Origin of the sequence: Campylobacter sp. RM12637, from assembly GCF_020137645.1 — a bacterium.
GTDB lineage: Bacteria > Campylobacterota > Campylobacteria > Campylobacterales > Campylobacteraceae > Campylobacter_E.
This window is the reverse complement of record NZ_JACGAV010000003.1, coordinates 26,599-43,218: the sequence shown is the minus strand read 5'-3', so window position 1 is coordinate 43,218 and position 16,620 is coordinate 26,599. Positions and strand designations below refer to the sequence as shown.

12 protein-coding genes, 1 other RNA gene and 1 pseudogene are annotated in these 16,620 nt (G+C 25.2%); 10 read left to right on the top strand and 4 right to left on the bottom strand.

Going from position 1 to position 16,620, the window contains the following annotated elements:
- The first annotated feature begins 14 nt into the window (after positions 1–14).
- The 5 genes and pseudogenes from dnaN to AVBRAN12637_RS02330 form a co-directional block, all read left to right on the top strand.
- Positions 15–1,097, top strand: a complete 1,083-nt coding sequence (dnaN, locus tag AVBRAN12637_RS02350; RefSeq protein ID WP_214116171.1) for a DNA polymerase III subunit beta — start codon at positions 15–17, stop codon at positions 1,095–1,097.
- Between the two features lie 9 nt (positions 1,098–1,106).
- Complete coding sequence (gyrB, locus tag AVBRAN12637_RS02345) at positions 1,107–3,419, top strand: DNA topoisomerase (ATP-hydrolyzing) subunit B (RefSeq protein ID WP_214116169.1); 2,313 nt, start codon at positions 1,107–1,109, stop codon at positions 3,417–3,419.
- Entirely contained in the window at positions 3,416–4,744 is a 1,329-nt protein-coding gene (locus AVBRAN12637_RS02340; RefSeq protein ID WP_239803231.1) for an EAL domain-containing protein, read from the top strand. The genes gyrB and AVBRAN12637_RS02340 overlap by 4 nt, the downstream gene beginning before the upstream one ends.
- Positions 4,741–5,163, top strand: a complete 423-nt coding sequence (queF, locus tag AVBRAN12637_RS02335) for a preQ(1) synthase (RefSeq protein ID WP_214119961.1) — start codon at positions 4,741–4,743, stop codon at positions 5,161–5,163. The genes AVBRAN12637_RS02340 and queF overlap by 4 nt, the downstream gene beginning before the upstream one ends.
- A pseudogene (locus AVBRAN12637_RS02330) lies at positions 5,163–6,353 on the top strand (HD domain-containing protein); the annotation flags it as partial. The gene queF and the pseudogene AVBRAN12637_RS02330, both read left to right, overlap by 1 nt.
- Here AVBRAN12637_RS02330 and ffs read toward each other — a convergent pair.
- Positions 6,354–6,451, bottom strand: an RNA gene (gene ffs / locus AVBRAN12637_RS09770) — signal recognition particle sRNA small type.
- Positions 6,452–6,494: 43 nt separating this feature from the next.
- Here ffs and AVBRAN12637_RS02325 point away from each other — a divergent pair.
- The 5 genes from AVBRAN12637_RS02325 to AVBRAN12637_RS02305 all read left to right on the top strand — a co-directional run bounded on the left by AVBRAN12637_RS02325 (position 6,495) and on the right by AVBRAN12637_RS02305 (position 13,531).
- Positions 6,495–6,926: a hypothetical protein gene (locus AVBRAN12637_RS02325; protein ID WP_214116160.1), complete on the top strand. Its 432-nt coding sequence runs from the start codon at positions 6,495–6,497 to the stop codon at positions 6,924–6,926.
- 47 nt (positions 6,927–6,973) lie between these two features.
- Positions 6,974–8,575: a CTP synthase gene (locus AVBRAN12637_RS02320; protein ID WP_214116158.1), complete on the top strand. Its 1,602-nt coding sequence runs from the start codon at positions 6,974–6,976 to the stop codon at positions 8,573–8,575.
- Positions 8,563–10,140, top strand: a complete 1,578-nt coding sequence (gene recJ, locus AVBRAN12637_RS02315) for a single-stranded-DNA-specific exonuclease RecJ (protein ID WP_214116155.1) — start codon at positions 8,563–8,565, stop codon at positions 10,138–10,140. The genes AVBRAN12637_RS02320 and recJ overlap by 13 nt, the downstream gene beginning before the upstream one ends.
- 224 nt (positions 10,141–10,364) lie before the next feature.
- Positions 10,365–12,800 (top strand): hypothetical protein, encoded by a 2,436-nt coding sequence (locus tag AVBRAN12637_RS02310; RefSeq protein WP_336615243.1) that lies wholly within the window; start codon positions 10,365–10,367, stop codon positions 12,798–12,800.
- Positions 12,797–13,531, top strand: coding sequence for an autotransporter outer membrane beta-barrel domain-containing protein (locus tag AVBRAN12637_RS02305; protein ID WP_336615286.1), 735 nt, complete (start codon positions 12,797–12,799; stop codon positions 13,529–13,531). The genes AVBRAN12637_RS02310 and AVBRAN12637_RS02305 overlap by 4 nt, the downstream gene beginning before the upstream one ends.
- A 151-nt stretch (positions 13,532–13,682) precedes the next feature.
- On the opposite strand, the gene AVBRAN12637_RS02300 is transcribed toward AVBRAN12637_RS02305, so the two are convergent.
- From AVBRAN12637_RS02300 to AVBRAN12637_RS02290, 3 genes are all read right to left on the bottom strand, one after another.
- The gene (locus tag AVBRAN12637_RS02300) at positions 13,683–14,708 is read right to left on the bottom strand and encodes a GGDEF domain-containing protein (RefSeq protein WP_336607248.1); all 1,026 of its coding nucleotides are present in this window, start codon (positions 14,706–14,708) and stop codon (positions 13,683–13,685) included.
- Positions 14,709–14,817: 109 nt separating this feature from the next.
- Complete coding sequence (locus tag AVBRAN12637_RS02295) at positions 14,818–15,405, bottom strand: hypothetical protein (RefSeq protein WP_214116145.1); 588 nt, start codon at positions 15,403–15,405, stop codon at positions 14,818–14,820.
- A 278-nt stretch (positions 15,406–15,683) separates the two neighbouring features.
- Positions 15,684–16,565: an RluA family pseudouridine synthase gene (locus AVBRAN12637_RS02290; protein WP_442862427.1), complete on the bottom strand. Its 882-nt coding sequence runs from the start codon at positions 16,563–16,565 to the stop codon at positions 15,684–15,686.
- Between the last annotated feature and the right edge of the window lie 55 nt (positions 16,566–16,620).

Sequence of the window (16,620 nt, the reverse complement as noted above, 5' to 3'; positions counted from 1 at the left end):
GAAAAAGGAAGAATATGGAAATACAAATAGACAAAAAGAGATTAGAAAATATAGCTTTAATAGTTAGCAATTATGTTGAGAAAAAAGATAATACAAGTTTAAATTCTAATATTTTATTATTAGCTTATAACAATGAATTAATTTTAAGAGCAAGTGATAGTGAAATAGGAATTGAATATAAAATCCAAGAATGTAATATCATAAATGAAGGGCAAATTTTTATCAATGCTAAAAAATTAATTGATATTTTAAAAAGCCTTGATAATAGCGATATTAAAATCAAAAAATTAGAAAAATCTATCAAAATTACCCAAAATAAAACTAATTTTTCATTGCCAATAAATAGTGAAAATAATTTTTCTTTCTTAGAAGATGAAAATAGCAAAACACCTATTTTAATAAGTGCAAAAGAACTAAATATCGGCTTTAAAATGATTTTACCTGCTGTTGATAATAATGGTATTTCTTTTCAATTTAATTGCTGTTATATAGATATTTTAAAAGATAGCATTGTTTTTGTAGGAAGCGATTCTAAAAGAATTCACAAATATTCATTCATAGCTCAAAATGAATACGAACAAAGATTAATAATTACAAAAAAATCAGCTCAAGAACTACAAAAATTATTAAATGAAGAAGTAAGGGTTTATAAAACAAATAATTATTTAATCATTGAAAATGATAATTTTAAATTCTTTACAAAATTAGCAACTATTGATTTTTTAAGATATGTTGAAGTAATGCCACATAAATTACCTACAAATGAAATTATCATTAAAAACGAAGACTTTTTAAATGAAATAAAAAAACTAAGTGCAGTTTGCACAAAATGTCAAATAGAATTTGAAACTGGTAAAATCACATTTAAAAATAATGCTTTAAGTGATGATTTTAACGAAACAAATGCTACAAGTGAGCTAGAAACAAATATTACTATAGAAGATAAATTTGAAATAAATCTTACAAACAAACATATGATGGATTTTTTACATTTAAATGAAAATGAATATTTCACATTTAAATTCTATTCATCAGCAGCTCCTGTTGTGTTAGAAAGTAAAAATTTCTTATCACTAATATCAGCAAATAAAAACTAAGGATAAATAATGCAAGAAAATTATGCAGAAAGTAAAATTAAAGTATTAAAAGGACTAGAAGCAGTTAGAAAACGCCCTGGAATGTATATTGGCGATACTAACTTTAATGGTCTTCATCATATGGTTTATGAAGTAGTTGATAACTCTATTGATGAAGCTATGGCTGGCTTTTGTAATACTATTGATATTGAAATTACCAAAGAAGGTTCTTGTATAGTTACTGATAATGGTCGTGGAATTCCTGTTGGAATTCACCCAACTGAAAATATCTCAACTCTAACCGTTGTTTTAACCGTTCTTCACGCTGGTGGAAAATTTGATAAAGATACTTATAAGGTTAGTGGTGGTTTGCACGGCGTTGGTGTATCGGTTGTAAATGCACTTTCATCTAAATTAATTGCAACCGTTAAAAGAGATGGAAATACTCATAGACAAGAATTTTCTAAAGGTATTCCAACAAGTGAGCTAGAAATAATTAAAACAACTAATCGCACAGGAACTAGCATAGAGTTTTTCCCTGACCCTGAGATATTTGAAGTAGTTGAGTTTGATTATGATACTTTAGCTAAGAGATTTCGTGAATTAGCATATTTAAATCCACAAATTACTATTAATTTTAAAGACCAAAGAAATGGTAAAAGCGAAACTTATCATTATGATGGTGGTATTTCTCAATTTGTAACTGATTTAAATAAAAAAGAAGCTGTTACAAATGTAATTGCATTTAATGATGAAGCAGAAGATGTAGTTGTAGATATTGCACTAATGTATAATGATACTTATAGTGAGACTTTATTTTCATTCGTAAATAACATTAAAACTGCAGATGGTGGAACTCACGAAGCAGGCTTTAGAATGGGTCTTACAAAGGTAATTACAAGTTATATTGAAGCAAATGCAGCCGCTAGAGAAAAAGATATAAAAATAACAGGAGAAGATACTAAAGAAGGGCTTATTGCAATAGTTAGTGTAAAAGTTCCTGAACCACAATTTGAAGGACAAACTAAAGGTAAATTAGGTAGTTCTTATGTTCGTGGTATAGTAAATAAAATTACAAACGATGCTTTAACTAAATTCTTTGAAGAAAATCCAAACGATGCTCGTGCTATTATGAATAAAGCTTTAATGGCTGCAAGAGGTCGTGAAGCAGCAAAAAAAGCAAGAGAATTAACTCGTAAAAAAGAAAGCATAAGTGTAGGGACTTTACCTGGAAAATTAGCTGATTGTTCTTCAAAAGACCCTGAAATTAGAGAAATATATTTAGTAGAGGGTGATAGTGCGGGTGGTTCTGCTAAACAAGGAAGAAATAGGGAATTTCAAGCGATTTTACCTTTAAAAGGAAAAATCTTAAATGTTGAAAAATCACACCTTGATAAAATCTTAAAATCTGATGAAATTAAAAATATGATTACAGCATTTGGTTGTGGAATAGGCGATGATTTTGATATAGAAAAATTAAGATACCATAAAATTATCATTATGACAGATGCTGATGTTGATGGTTCTCATATTCAAACTCTAATTCTTACATTTTTCTTTAGATTTATGCAAGAATTAATTAGAAATGGACATGTATATTTAGCTCAACCACCATTATATCGCTATAAAAAAGGTCAAAGAAAAGAAATATATTTAAAAGATGAAAAAGCTTTAAATGATTATTTGATTGAAACTGGAGTTGAGAATTTAGAATTTAGTGGAATTGGGACAAATGATTTAAAAGATTTCTTAAAAGTTGTAGCAGCTTATAGAAGTATTTTAAATGAGCTTAAAAAACGCTTTAATGTGATTGAATTAATTAGACATTATGTTGAAAATCCTGATATTTTAGCTCTTAATATGCAAGAGATTTTTAAAGTATCAAAAGAATTTTTAGAAGCAAAAGGATTTAATATATTAAATCATTATCTTAGTGAAGATGAGATTAAAATCTATGTTCAAACTCAAAATGGTTTAGAAGAAATAGTTGTAAATAATGATTTATTTTATAGTCCATATTTTGAAGAAGCTTCTTATATTTATAAAAAAATTGAAGAAAGAAATATTTTTAATGATAAAGATTTCTTAGAAGTTCTTGATGAAGTTGAAAAAAATGCTAAAAAAGGAACTTATATTCAGCGTTATAAAGGTCTTGGTGAGATGAACCCAGAACAATTATGGGAAACTACAATGGACCCTGAAAATCGCCGTTTAATTCAAATTAGTGTTGATGATTTTGATAGGGCTAGTGGAGTGTTTAATTTATTTATGGGAGATGAAGTTGAACCTCGCCGTGAATATATTCAAGCACACGCTAAAGATGTAAAACACTTAGATATATGACAATTAGTAAAAAAATTGAAAGAAAAAATAGGCAAGATGCAGCTATTAAGCTCATTATGCCTTTATTACTATTAGTTTTTGCTTTTGTATATTTGCAAGAATTTAACGAAATAGTTTTTAAACCATTAGATATATTAGTAATTTTATGTTTTATATTTTTGTATTTTTATTATTTTGTTTTTGTAATTTATAAATCAGTAAAGCATAATGTAATTGATGAAAAAACTGGGACTTTATTACAAAGTGAATTTACAAAATATCTAAATAATGATGATTTTATAGTGTTTTTTACAATTTCTAATATAAACGAAATTAAATTAATGCTAGGGTTTAATAAAAGTGATAGATTATTGAAAAAATTAATTGATAAATTCTATGCGTGGGATGAAAATCTAATAATAGGTAGGATTACTACTGCTGATTTTATGATTTTAAGTAGTTCAAAGCATAAAACCTTGCAACACGAAATTAAAAAAATATTTTTAGAAATTAAAAGAGAAAGAATAGATGGAGTTGATTTTAAGTGCTATTATTCTATTATAAAATCAAGTATTAATTTTAATAAACTTTATTTAGAAGCACAAAATAGATTAAAAGATGATGTAGATGTAGCTACTGAAAATATCATTACTAATAGTGTTGTAAGCTCTATAAATAAGAGTGATTTTTTCTTAAAAATCCAAAGGCTAGAAGGCGAAGAAGAAATATATTATTTAAATTATAGGATTAATTCAGATTATCCAGAGAAAATATCTCAAGCAAAATTAGAAGAAATAATTATTAAAAATAATTTAGAATTTAATTATTATAAAAATCTTTTAGAACTTTTAGCGAAAGAATATCATTTTGATAATAGGATTATTATTAAAATATCTCCTGATTTTTTAAGGAATTTAAATTTCTTATTTTATTTAGGAGAATATTTTATTAAGCACCCTAATACAAATGGGAAAATTATTTTTGAATTTTTTGAAAATGATGTTTATTATGATATGCCAAGATTTGAAGAAATAATAAAAGAATATAGAGAAATTAATATCAATTTTGCCCTAAATCGTATAGGTTCGCCTAGTTCTTTAGAATATTTAAAACGATTAGAATTTGAATTTGGTATTTTTGATATTGAGTTTAATAAAAATGTAAAAAATGAAAAATATTTTATAATTTATGAAAATTTATTTAATTTATGTAAAAGCCTAAATATCAAAACTATTATGAGATTTATTGATAATAAAAATCTACTTGATTTAACAAAAGATATTAAATTTGATTATTATCAAGGCTTTTTATTTTATAAGGACAAAAATCTTAAGGAGATGAAATGAAAGAAAAATTAAAATACGGACAAAAAGAAATAAAAAAAATTAAAGGTAAAAAATTAGAGCGTTGGGAAAATAAGCAAAAAAATGATTATGTTATTAAAATAACTCTACCTGAATTTGCTTGTCTTTGCCCAAGAAGTGGTTATCCTGATTTTGCAACATTATATTTAGAATATATACCTAATAAATGGGTAGTTGAACTTAAAGCAATTAAACTTTATGTTAATTCATTTTATAACAAAAACATAAGCCACGAAGATAGTATAAATAAGATTTATAATACTCTTAAAAAGCGTTTAAAACCAAAATATATCAAATTAGTTGGAGATTTTAATCCTCGTGGTAATGTTCATACGGTGATTGAGTGTTGCTCTGATACGGAAATTAAAAAAGAAAAGAAAAAAGATAAAAAGGATAAATAATGATTAGTCCAGAGCTTGTTTTACATATTTTTAAGGCTGCTTCAATTTCAAGATGGAATGATTTTCCTAGAATTTGTAATTTAGTTGAACTTGATAAACAAGCTCATAAGGCTATTATTGCTTATTTTTTAGCAAAAAGTGAAAAAGACATTGATATGAGATTTTTACTTGATGCTATTGTTGTTGAGTTTATTTCTCGTGTAATAGTTACTGATATTCGTCCTGATGTATTAAATGAAATCAAAAAAACAAAACAAAAAGAATTAGATGAATGGATACAAAAACAATTTAGTTTAATCAATAAAAACGATGATTTTTTAAAAATTTTTAATGATTATTATAATGATAAAACTCACGAAAAAGAAAAATTTATTTTAAAAGCAGCAGGGTATTTATCAACTAGATATGAGTTTTCATTCATATATCCAAATGTTAGTAATTATGAAGAAATCAAAGCTAAATTAGATGAAGAATTAGAAGATTATTTAGAAATTTTAGCAGTTCAAAAAATATCATTAAATCAAAAATTAGCTAAGGTAATTGATTTAAGTGGTCGTTTAAGATTTCAAAAGCGTTGGGCTCAAACTCCTAGAATTCCTGAAACAAGTGTTTTAGGACATATGTTAGTAGTAGCTGTTTTAAGCTATTTTTATTGTCTTAAAATAAAAGCTTGTGATACTAGATTTATTAGCAACTTCTTTTGTGCGATTTTTCACGATTTACCAGAAAGTCTTACAAGAGATATTATTACACCTGTTAAATACGGAATTGATGGGCTTAGTGAGATAATAAGTGATTATGAACTTAAATTAATTGATGAAAAGATTTTACCTTTTGTGCCTAATAATATAAGAGCTGAATTTGCTTATCTTTTAGGAATTTATAATGAAGATGGTAAGATTAAAAAAGATGAATTTAAAAATAGAATAAATAAAGAAAATGTAAAAATTATTCAAAATCCAAACGATTATAATGAAGATTGTTTTAATACAATTGATGGAAAAATGCTTAAAGCTTGTGATAAAACTGGAGCTTTTTTAGAAGCAATTATTTCTAATTATTACGGCGTTAAATCTAAGGATTTAAAAAATGGTTATTCAAAGATTTTAAATGATTTTAAAGAAAATCCTAAAATTGGTGAAGTAAATTTTTATGAAATGTTAAAAGAATTTGAAGAGTTTTTTACAAACCCAAGCCAAGAGACTTGCGGCACACACTCATAAAAAGTGCTCTGCTATGTTCCCATCCTGAAGCTCTGCTTTTTACAAACATTGCACAAGGCTTGACTTGAGAAAACGCATTTTAAGATAAAATGACTTAATAGAGGGTAAATGAAATTAGATTTAATTTATATTTTTTTAGCGAATTTAAGAATTACTTTTATAGGAGTTAATAATTCTTTTGATTTAAGAGCTAAATTAATTTCTTGTATTGCAGGAGTTGTTAAAGATGAAAGACAAGATTTAAAGCGAAAAATAGAACAACTCTCAAAAGAAATCTATAAAAAAGAAATTAAAAGAAGAATATTTTTAGCGACCATTTATCAATATATAAAATATATTAAACAAGATACAATGGGAGTTGATAATATACTTAAAGGAATTAAAAAATTAACTAAACAAAATCCAAAACTAAAGCGAAAAATTAATTTCGTTCAACTTGATAGATTAGTATTGAAAAAATCAATTAAAGAAGGCGAAGAAGAAATTGAAGATTTCGCACAAATTAGGGTTTTAGAATTTTTAAAAAACGAAGTTATTTGATTGGTTATTAAAATTATATACAATAAAAAAAACTGATAGGAAAAAGTATGGCTAAATTTATATTTGTAACAGGTGGAGTTTTAAGCTCACTTGGTAAAGGAATTGCAGCAGCTAGCATTGCAAGTTTATTAAAACAAAGTGGATTAAAGGTAAGTATTTTAAAGGCTGACCCTTATATAAATATTGACCCAGGAACTATGAGCCCACTTGAACACGGAGAAGTTTTTGTTACAAAAGATGGTGCAGAAACTGACCTTGATTTAGGACATTATGAAAGATTTTTAGATGAAGATTTAACTCATCTTAATAACTTTACTACAGGAAAAGTATATCAAAGCGTAATTGAAAAAGAACGCCGTGGAGAATATCTAGGTAAAACTATTCAAGTAATTCCACACATTGTAGGCGAAATTGCTAGTAGAATGGAAGCAGCAGCTTTAAATCAAGATGTTTTAGTAGTAGAAATTGGTGGAACGGTTGGAGATATTGAAGGCTTACCATTTCTTGAAGCAATTCGTTCTTTAGGACTTAAATACGGAAAAAATAATGTATTTTACGCACATTTAACTCTTGTTCCTTTTATAAAAGTAGCAGGAGAATTAAAAACTAAACCAACCCAACATTCAGTTGGAGAATTAAGAAGAATAGGTATTAGTCCTGATATGATAATAGCTCGTAGTGAAATCCCACTAGGCGATGAAATAAAAGAAAAAATTGCAAAGAGTTGTGGTGTAGAAATTGATTGTGTAATAGAAAGTATTGATGCAAAAAGCATATATCAAATTCCACTTAAATTTTTAGAGCAAAATATACTTTTACCTATTGCAAAACATTTAAATCTAAAGCTAAAAACTCCTAATTTAAAAGAGTATGAAGCATTAACAGAAAAAATAATTAATCCAAGCAAAAAAGTTAAAATTGCTTTCGTAGGAAAATATATAGATTTAAAAGAAAGTTATAAATCTTTAACAGAAGCACTAATTCACGCAGGTGCAAATCTTGATACAAAAGTAGAGATTAATTGGATAGATAGCGAAGAATTAAAAGATGAAAATGATTTAGCTGGAAATGATGGAATACTTGTAGCTGGTGGATTTGGACAGCGTGGTGTTGAAGGTAAAATCAAGGCTATTAAATATGCTCGTGAAAATAATATTCCATTTTTAGGAATTTGTCTTGGAATGCAGCTTAGTTTAATTGAATTTGCTAGAAATGTTATAAAACTTGATGATGCTAACTCAACTGAATTTGATGAGAATACTAAAAATCCTATTGTTTATTTAATTGATGAATTTATTAATCAATCAGGTTCAAAAGAAATCAGAACAATAAAAACTCCATTAGGTGGGACTTTAAGACTTGGCGAATATGTTTGTAATATAAAAGAAGGCACACTTTTAAGTAAATTATATAATTCTAAAGTAGCTTATGAAAGACATCGCCATCGCTATGAAGCTAACTCAAAATATCGTGATTTATACGAGCAAAATGGACTTATTATTAGTGGGGAATCAAATGGACTTATTGAAGCTATTGAAAATACAAATAATGATTTCTTCGTAGCCGTTCAATATCATCCTGAATTTACTTCAAGGCTAACTAAAGCAAATCCTGTCATCTTAGGCTTTATTAGACAATGCTTGCACTAAATAAAACTAAAATTAAGCAGGTTTTAGAAGATAGATTTAAAAACGATTTTCATAAAAGCCTTAGCACTATTCCAAAACCTCATACCTTTAAGGATATGAATAAAGCAGCAATTAGAATAGCTAAGGCAATAAAAAATAAAGAAAAAATAGCAGTAGTAGGAGATTATGATGTAGATGGCATAGTATCTTCTACTATTATGAGTGAATTTTTTGCTAATTTAGGTGTAGAAATAATTGTTAAAATTCCAAATCGTTTTAGCGATGGATACGGAATTAGCGAAGATATAGTGAGTAATTTAGACGCTAGTCTAATAATCACGGTTGATAATGGAATAGTAGCGTATGAAGCTGCAAATAAATGTAAAGAATTAGGTATAGATTTAATAATAAGCGATCATCACACCCCAGGAGATACTTTACCAAATGCTTATGCTGTAATTAATCCAAAAAGAGATGATTGTGAGTTTTCTAAGCATATTAATTGTGAGATTTGCGGGGCACAAGTAGCTTGGTGGCTATGTGGGGCTATTAAAAAAGAATTAGATATAGAATACAATATGGCTAGTTTTTTAGATTTATTGTGTATTGCAATTGTTGCTGATATGATGAATTTAAATGATTTAAATCATATATTAGTTCGTTATGGCTTAAAAGAGTTAAATAAATTAAATCGTCCTGCTTTTGTAGTTTTAAAAGAAAAATACAAAAAGAAATTCTTTGATTATGAGAGTATTCCGTTTTTAATAGCACCATTATTAAATGCTAGTGGAAGAATGGATGATGCTAGTATTTCTTATAAATTTTTAAGAGCAAAAAGCCTTAATGAAGCTAAGAATTTATTAGAAATAATAGAAAAATTAAACCAAGATAGAAAAGAACAAGAAAAGCAAAGTTTTTTAGAAAGCATAGAATTTGCAAACGAAAATGATAAAGTAATCATAGCTTATTCTAAGAATTGGCATAAGGGTATTTTAGGCATAGTTGCAGGTCGTTTAGCTAAACAATTTAATAAACCTAGTTTTGTTTTTAATATTGAAGATGACTTAGCAAAAGGAAGTGCTAGAAGCGTAGCAGAGCTTGATATTTTAGAGCTTTTATCAAATGTTAGCGATATTTTGACTAATTACGGTGGACATAAAGGAGCTGCTGGACTTGCTTTAAAGGTTGAACATTTAAAAGAATTTAAAACAAGGCTAAATAATTTAGAACTTAATTATAATGATATTGATTTTTGTGATACTACTAATACTTTAGGCGAGTTAGAATTTAGCGAAATTGATATGGAATTATTAGATATTTTAAGTGATTTTGAGCCTTTTGGGCAAGGTAATGAAAAGCCATTTTTTATAAGTAAAGGCGTAATTATTAAAAATCTAGTTTTATTAAACGAAAAGCACTTAAAATGCACTTTTACTCAAAATAATTTAACTTTTGAAGCGATTTGTTTTAATTGTGATTTTATCCCATTTGAAAATGAATGCGTCAATATTCATTATAGTTTGCAAAAAAATTATTTCAAACCTAGCCCTACAATTCAGCTAAATATTTCTAATATTTATATTTAATATTTTAAAATAACTTAATTTTATTTTATTGTTTTAAAAAAGGTTTAAAATGAAAAAATCAATAATTTTAATAAATATATTATTTTTTACCAGCTTTTGCTGATGGTTTTATAAACTTACCAAAAGGAGAAGATATTAGTAATAATAATGCTGATATTACAGGAACTAGTGAAGCTTTAAATAAGTCTAGAGCTTTAATAATTAATAATAATTTAAATATAACATTGAAAAATAATGCAAAAAATAATGCAATTGTTTATACCCCAATTACTTTTAATAATGCTACATTTGTAACAAATAGTTTCTTAAATAAAGATTATCACTTACATTTTTATGACAAAATAACTTTAAATAGTGGTAATTTTATAGATTATGGTTCTACTTTTATTGGAAAAGGTGGAATAATCATTAAACCTTTTCAAGAGATTGATAACGAATATGCTATTGAATTACAAGGTGGAAAAGCAAAATTATATAATTCATATTTAGAAAATGGTCAAGCAACTCCAGGTGGTTATGGAGGATATAAAGCAGCTTCGGCTATTAATATTAAAAAAGGAGAATTACATTTAATTAGTAGTACTATTAAGGCTAATAAACAAGGAGATAGTTTTTCTGCTCCACTTACTAGTGTTACTTTTGGATATGATAAGTCAAAAATTACTCTTACTTCAACAAATATAATCAGCAATTCTAGTGCAGGTGCAATTTCATCAAATGATGAAGTTATAATTGATGATACTATTTTTGATACGGAATGGGCTAATATTTCTAATAAACCAATTAATAATGGAACACATATTATAGGGACAATTAATTCAAAAAATTTAACAATTAAAGGAATTACTAATAAAGATTTTATAGCCTTAAATAATATAAATTTATTAAAAAATACTTATAATGATCCAAATACTAAAAATGATACACCTTTTAATACTTGGATATATACTACTGCTTCAAATATTGAAAATAGTGAAAATATTAATATAGATAAAGTTTATTTAATAGGTAATTTATCTTCAAATATAAAAGCTTTAGGAAATAAGAAATTTGATATAAATAATTCTTTTATTACAGGTAATATTATAAATGGTAAAGAAATTGATATATTAAATTCTAAAGGTGTTACAGATATTAAAATAAGTAATTCTTTAATAGGTGGAAAAGTTACTAATGAGTATGGTGGTATATATACTACTAAGTCATATTTGAATAATTATTTAGAAGCAAAAGGTTTAAATAATAATTTAACTGATTTTGATTCATCAGTATTTAAAAATGGTTTTAAAGCTAAAGATATCAATTTAACTAATTCAACTTTGTTAAATTCTATAAATAATTATGAAGGTAATTCATTTGTTTTAAATGGAGCTAAATTAGGTGAAAAATATGATAATAAGGCAAATGTAATTATTAATAATGGTTATTTAAAAGCTACAAATTCTTTAATAAATATGGGTATTAAAAGTTCAAATAATATTAATATTGAATTAGTAGGGACTACTTTAATAGGTAATACTTATGATTTAAATAATAATAAAAAAATTATTAATAATCTTACAGCTAATAATTCAAGAATATTAGGTGCATTTAGTGTAAATAATTTAAATGTTAGTAATTCTACTTTTTATTTAAGTAACAATAATTATGATGGAGCAATTATTTCAAAAATTAGTACAAGTGGGATTGATAATAATTTTGGTATCTTAACAGCTTTAACTAAAGATAGTAATGGAACTTATAAAGTTAATAATTTAAATTCTAATTTACCTTTAGCTATTTTAAAAGTTGGAAATGGTAATGCGAATATTAATAGCTTTATTAAAGATTTGAAATTTTATTCAGGTATTAGTGAATTTGCTTTAGCTAATAGTTATTTGAGTAAAAAGGAAATAATAAATGGTAATGATAGATATTTAGTATATGCTTTAACAAATAATAAAAATATGAATTTTGATGATTTAGAATTTAATTCAAAGAAATTAGATATATCAGCTATTAATAATTTAATTACTGATACATCTAAAATTAATGAATATGCAGATATTAAAGATACTATAAAAACTAGTGTAGAAGCTAATCAATTATCAAATGAAACAACTAATAAAGATAAAAGTCAAAATAATATTGGAATTTTAGTAGCTAATTTTGACAATAAAAGCATTCCTTGGATAGATTTAAAACCTGCAAATCCTATTAAGCCAACAACCCCGCCAAATATTGAAGATACTAAACCAAGTGAGCCAGAAATAAAACCTGATATTAAGCCAGAAGTTACACCAGAAACTCCTATAAATCCTAATGAAAATATTAAACCTAATCCTAACGAAGAAGCAAAACCTGAAATCAAACCAAGCATTCCTTGGATAGATTTAAAACCTGCAAATCCTATTAAACCAAGTGAGCCTAAGACTGATGAAGAAAAATTTGAAATAGCATTAGAAGAACAAAAAGAAGCTATCAAATTAATGGTAACAGATAAAAATGAAAAAGCTTTAGAATCAGCTAAATTAATGACTTCGCAATTTTATTTTTCTCAAGTGTTTGAATACAATAACCTTAATAAGCGTTTAGGAGAATTAAGAAGTTTTACTAATAACAATGCAGGAATTTGGATTCGTGGATATATAAATAAAGGTAGTAAAAAAATACTTCTATAAAAGCCAATGAAATACAATTAGGTGCTGACAAAATCATAAATAATAATGATTTTGATACTTATGCAGGAATTATGCTAAATATCGGTAAAACAACTACTGATAATACTACTAATTCAAAAATTAATAATTATGGTTTTGGAGTGTATGTTAGTAATGTTTATAATAATGGATTTTTCTTAGATGCTACTCTTAAAACAAATCATTATAAAAGCGAGTTTAAAAACGATACATTTTTAGGCAATTCTACAAGTAAAGGAACAGGTATAATAGCAAGTGCTGAATTAGGTTATAGATTTGGTGATGAATTTTATTTAGAGCCTAGCGTAGAATTGATTGCAAATTATATCCCAAAAACTGATATTAAAGGTGAAAAAGTAATTCAATTTGGCAATTTATCTCAAGTATCAAATGTCAATATTACATCTTCTTCAAAAGTTTTAATGGTATCAAAAGCAGTAGTTTATACTGGAGTAGATATTAATAATACAACATTAAGAGCTGGAATTGGTGGAATATTTGATTTAACTAATAATCCTGATTTTTTAGTTAGTGATGGGATTAGCTCTTTTGCTTTTAGTGGAGCGAAGAAAGATAAAAGAGGTTTTGCAAGTATAGGACTTAATAAAAATATTAGTAAAAAATTAGGATTAAATATAGAAGCTGAAAAGACTTTTAGTGGGAATTTAAATATTGATTATAATATTAATGCAAGTATTAGATTTGAGTTTTAAACATTGAATTTTCTTATTTTAAATTCTAATTTATAGGATTTAAAATAAGGTTTTCAAATATTATTAGCTTTTAAGTAATTTCATAAAAATAAATATACTCACAAACTTAGTATAAATAATAAATTTATTAAAGAATTTAATATGACTTTGGTTATTCAAATATAGTTTTATTTCTTCCTGTTTGTTTAGCTTTATAAAGTCTATTATCAGCAGTTTCAAACGCTCCAAATTTAGAGTTTGTAACCAAACTAACACCTATACTAATAGTTAGTTTTATTTCGTGATTTTTAGCCTTAAAAGTATGATTTTGCACTTCGTTTCTAAGGTTTTCAAGTAAGCTAACACACTTATAAAAATCATATTCTTTAAAAATTAAAACAAATTCTTCTCCACCATAACGATAAGTTTTTGAATATTGTTTCAAAATACTTGCAAGACTTCTTAAAATAATATCTCCTACATCATGCCCGTAAGTATCATTAATCTTTTTAAAAAAATCTATATCAACTACAGCAATTACATCTTTATTTTTTACTTCAGTAGTGTCATAAGCTCTTCTATTATAAACATTAGTTAGTGAATCATAAAACGCTAGTTTATATCCTTGATAACCAATAGCAGCTAAGAATATAAATGAGCCTAATTCAAAATAACTTAAATTATAAAATTGAAGGCTATTGTAGAATATAAATTGAAAATAGGCTGCAATATATGCACCTTGCAAGAAACATTCAAAATTTTTAATTTTTCTAAGAATTACAACATAAATCATTAAAACTAAAAATAAGCAAAAAGAAAAATCTGAATAAACATAAGTAAGATTTATAAAGTTTAAATTATGTAAATACGATATAAACTGGTAATCTTTAATAAATATACCAATTAAGATATAAAATAATACTACTAAATAAGCAGGAATTAATCTTTTTGTAGAAAGATAATCTTTTTTAAGCGTTAATAATATTGCAAATACAATCGGTGAAAATAGTGAAATATATGCGTGGGCTTGTTGAAAATCCATAAAAATAAATAATATCCTACTAGCTAAAAATAACAATGTTATAAAAGTGATATTTAGTTTTTTAAAATATATTGAACCTAAAAATACTAAAAGTTCAAAACCAAGTGTTGCTGCAGGAAGTGGATAGATTAATTCTAATAGAAGTGATTGCTTCATAATTTACCTTTATATTTAGTTACTGATTATACTAATATATCGGTAATTAAATTTATATTTTAATATGTTTTTAAAGTTTAACCCTATTTATAAAATAGGGTTTGTGAATTTATAAAGAAAGTTCTTTTAAAAATTCATCTTTTAAATAAATTTTCATATCTTCAAAATTAATAATAATTTGATTTTTAAAATCCTTTGATAAGAATACAAAACCATTACTACTAATATAGAATTTGTCTAATTCTATATTTTTATCAAGATTTTTTGAATTAAAATACACCTTAAAAGTATCAAAATCTTTTATAATATCTTTTAATAAATATTCCTTTTTTGTGTTTTCGTTATATGTTTTTATTTCTATTTTTGAATTGGTTTTATTATCTATATTTTGTGAAGTTTGTTTCATATAAGATATGATATTGTTGATTTGAAAATAACTTGAGTAATTAGAATTTGATTTGTAGTTTTTAAAATCATCTTCCATTGATTTTTTGATTTCATTTAAAGCTTTTATATGTTGTTTATTGATTGCATCAAAACTTTTAAAAAAATCATCAAACGGGTCATAGAATTTATTTTCTAAAGCATCAATTCTTTGTTTTAGAATTTCATTTTCTTGTTTTAATTTTTCAATTTCACTGATTGAACTAGCATTTAATGCACCTATACAAAATAAAGAAATTAATATCTTTTTCATATTTTCTCCTTCAATAAAATTTATAAAATATTTTATATTTATATTTATAACAAAGTTTTAGAATAAAATTTTTGTTTAATGAATTTATTTTGTATGTAAATAATTTTAATTTTATTATAAGTTTAATGTTCCACGTGAAACATTAAAATAATCTAATGATAAAAAGTTTCACGTGAAACATTATTTTTTCTTTTCATTGATTATGATAAAAATCATTCCAATAATTCCACCAATACAAACAACACCCATAAATAAATATTGAAATATATCTAATCCATTCATTTAATTGCTCCTAAAAATTCATTTTCTATATCATAATTAAAAAAATCATAATCTTGATTTTTATAAGTAAATTTTAATCTTGCAGAATGAAGACAAAGCCTACTTGCGCCACAAAGTTCTTTTATATTTGATATTTTCTTATCTAAAATATCTCTTGCTTGTTTGTTAGTAAGTCCATACAAATTATCCCCTGCAATTTTATTTCCTACATAATGCAAATGCACCCTTAATTGATGTTGTCTTCCTGTTAGTGGAATTGCTTTTAAAAGTGTATATTTAGGATAATTTTTGATAACTATAAATTCAGATTGTGAAATTTTGCCATCTATACAAACTTGCATTTTATTTTTTAAATCATCATCATTTTTAAGTCTTGCACTAACACAAAAATCATTTTTAATATTACCACATACTAATGCTAAATATTCTTTGTGTATTTTTTGTTTTGCAAAAAGTTCTTTTAATTCTTTATTGGCAGTTTTTGTTTTAGCTACCATTATAAGACCACTTGTAGCAGCGTCAAGTCTATGAGCTACACTTGCATTTTCTCCATATTTTTGCCAAATTTCATCATTTAAAGAATACTCACAATTTCTTCCATTAGGATGTGATAAAACTCCGCTTGGTTTATTAAAAATTGCAAAATATTCATTTTCAAAAATTGGTTTTAAATTATTGCTAACGCATTCATAAATTAGTAAATAATATTCTCCATAAATAATAGAATTCTTTTTACATATTTCAATATCAGTTAAATTTATTTCTTCTATATTTAAAGTATTTTCTAGCTTTTTACTAACATTGTTTTTAAAAATAATAACACGATTTTTATCACAAAATCTTTGTGCTTTTTTCAAATCGTAGTTTAAATTTTGCATAACTAATTGATAAGCTTTTTTATTTTCTGTAGTAAAAAATTTTTTATATAAATAT

What these genes read in the sequence shown, in the direction of transcription:
- dnaN (WP_214116171.1), top strand. Translation starts at nt 15, where the DNA reads ATGGAAATACAAATAGACAAAAAGAGATTAGAAAATATAGCTTTAATA.
- gyrB (WP_214116169.1), top strand. Translation starts at nt 1,107, where the DNA reads ATGCAAGAAAATTATGCAGAAAGTAAAATTAAAGTATTAAAAGGACTA.
- AVBRAN12637_RS02340 (WP_239803231.1), top strand. Translation starts at nt 3,416, where the DNA reads ATGACAATTAGTAAAAAAATTGAAAGAAAAAATAGGCAAGATGCAGCT.
- queF (WP_214119961.1), top strand. Translation starts at nt 4,741, where the DNA reads ATGAAAGAAAAATTAAAATACGGACAAAAAGAAATAAAAAAAATTAAA.
- AVBRAN12637_RS02325 (WP_214116160.1), top strand. Translation starts at nt 6,495, where the DNA reads ATGAAATTAGATTTAATTTATATTTTTTTAGCGAATTTAAGAATTACT.
- AVBRAN12637_RS02320 (WP_214116158.1), top strand. Translation starts at nt 6,974, where the DNA reads ATGGCTAAATTTATATTTGTAACAGGTGGAGTTTTAAGCTCACTTGGT.
- recJ (WP_214116155.1), top strand. Translation starts at nt 8,563, where the DNA reads ATGCTTGCACTAAATAAAACTAAAATTAAGCAGGTTTTAGAAGATAGA.
- AVBRAN12637_RS02300 (WP_336607248.1), bottom strand. Translation starts at nt 14,708, where the DNA reads ATGAAGCAATCACTTCTATTAGAATTAATCTATCCACTTCCTGCAGCA.
- AVBRAN12637_RS02295 (WP_214116145.1), bottom strand. Translation starts at nt 15,405, where the DNA reads ATGAAAAAGATATTAATTTCTTTATTTTGTATAGGTGCATTAAATGCT.
- AVBRAN12637_RS02290 (WP_442862427.1), bottom strand. Translation starts at nt 16,565, where the DNA reads ATGCAAAATTTAAACTACGATTTGAAAAAAGCACAAAGATTTTGTGAT.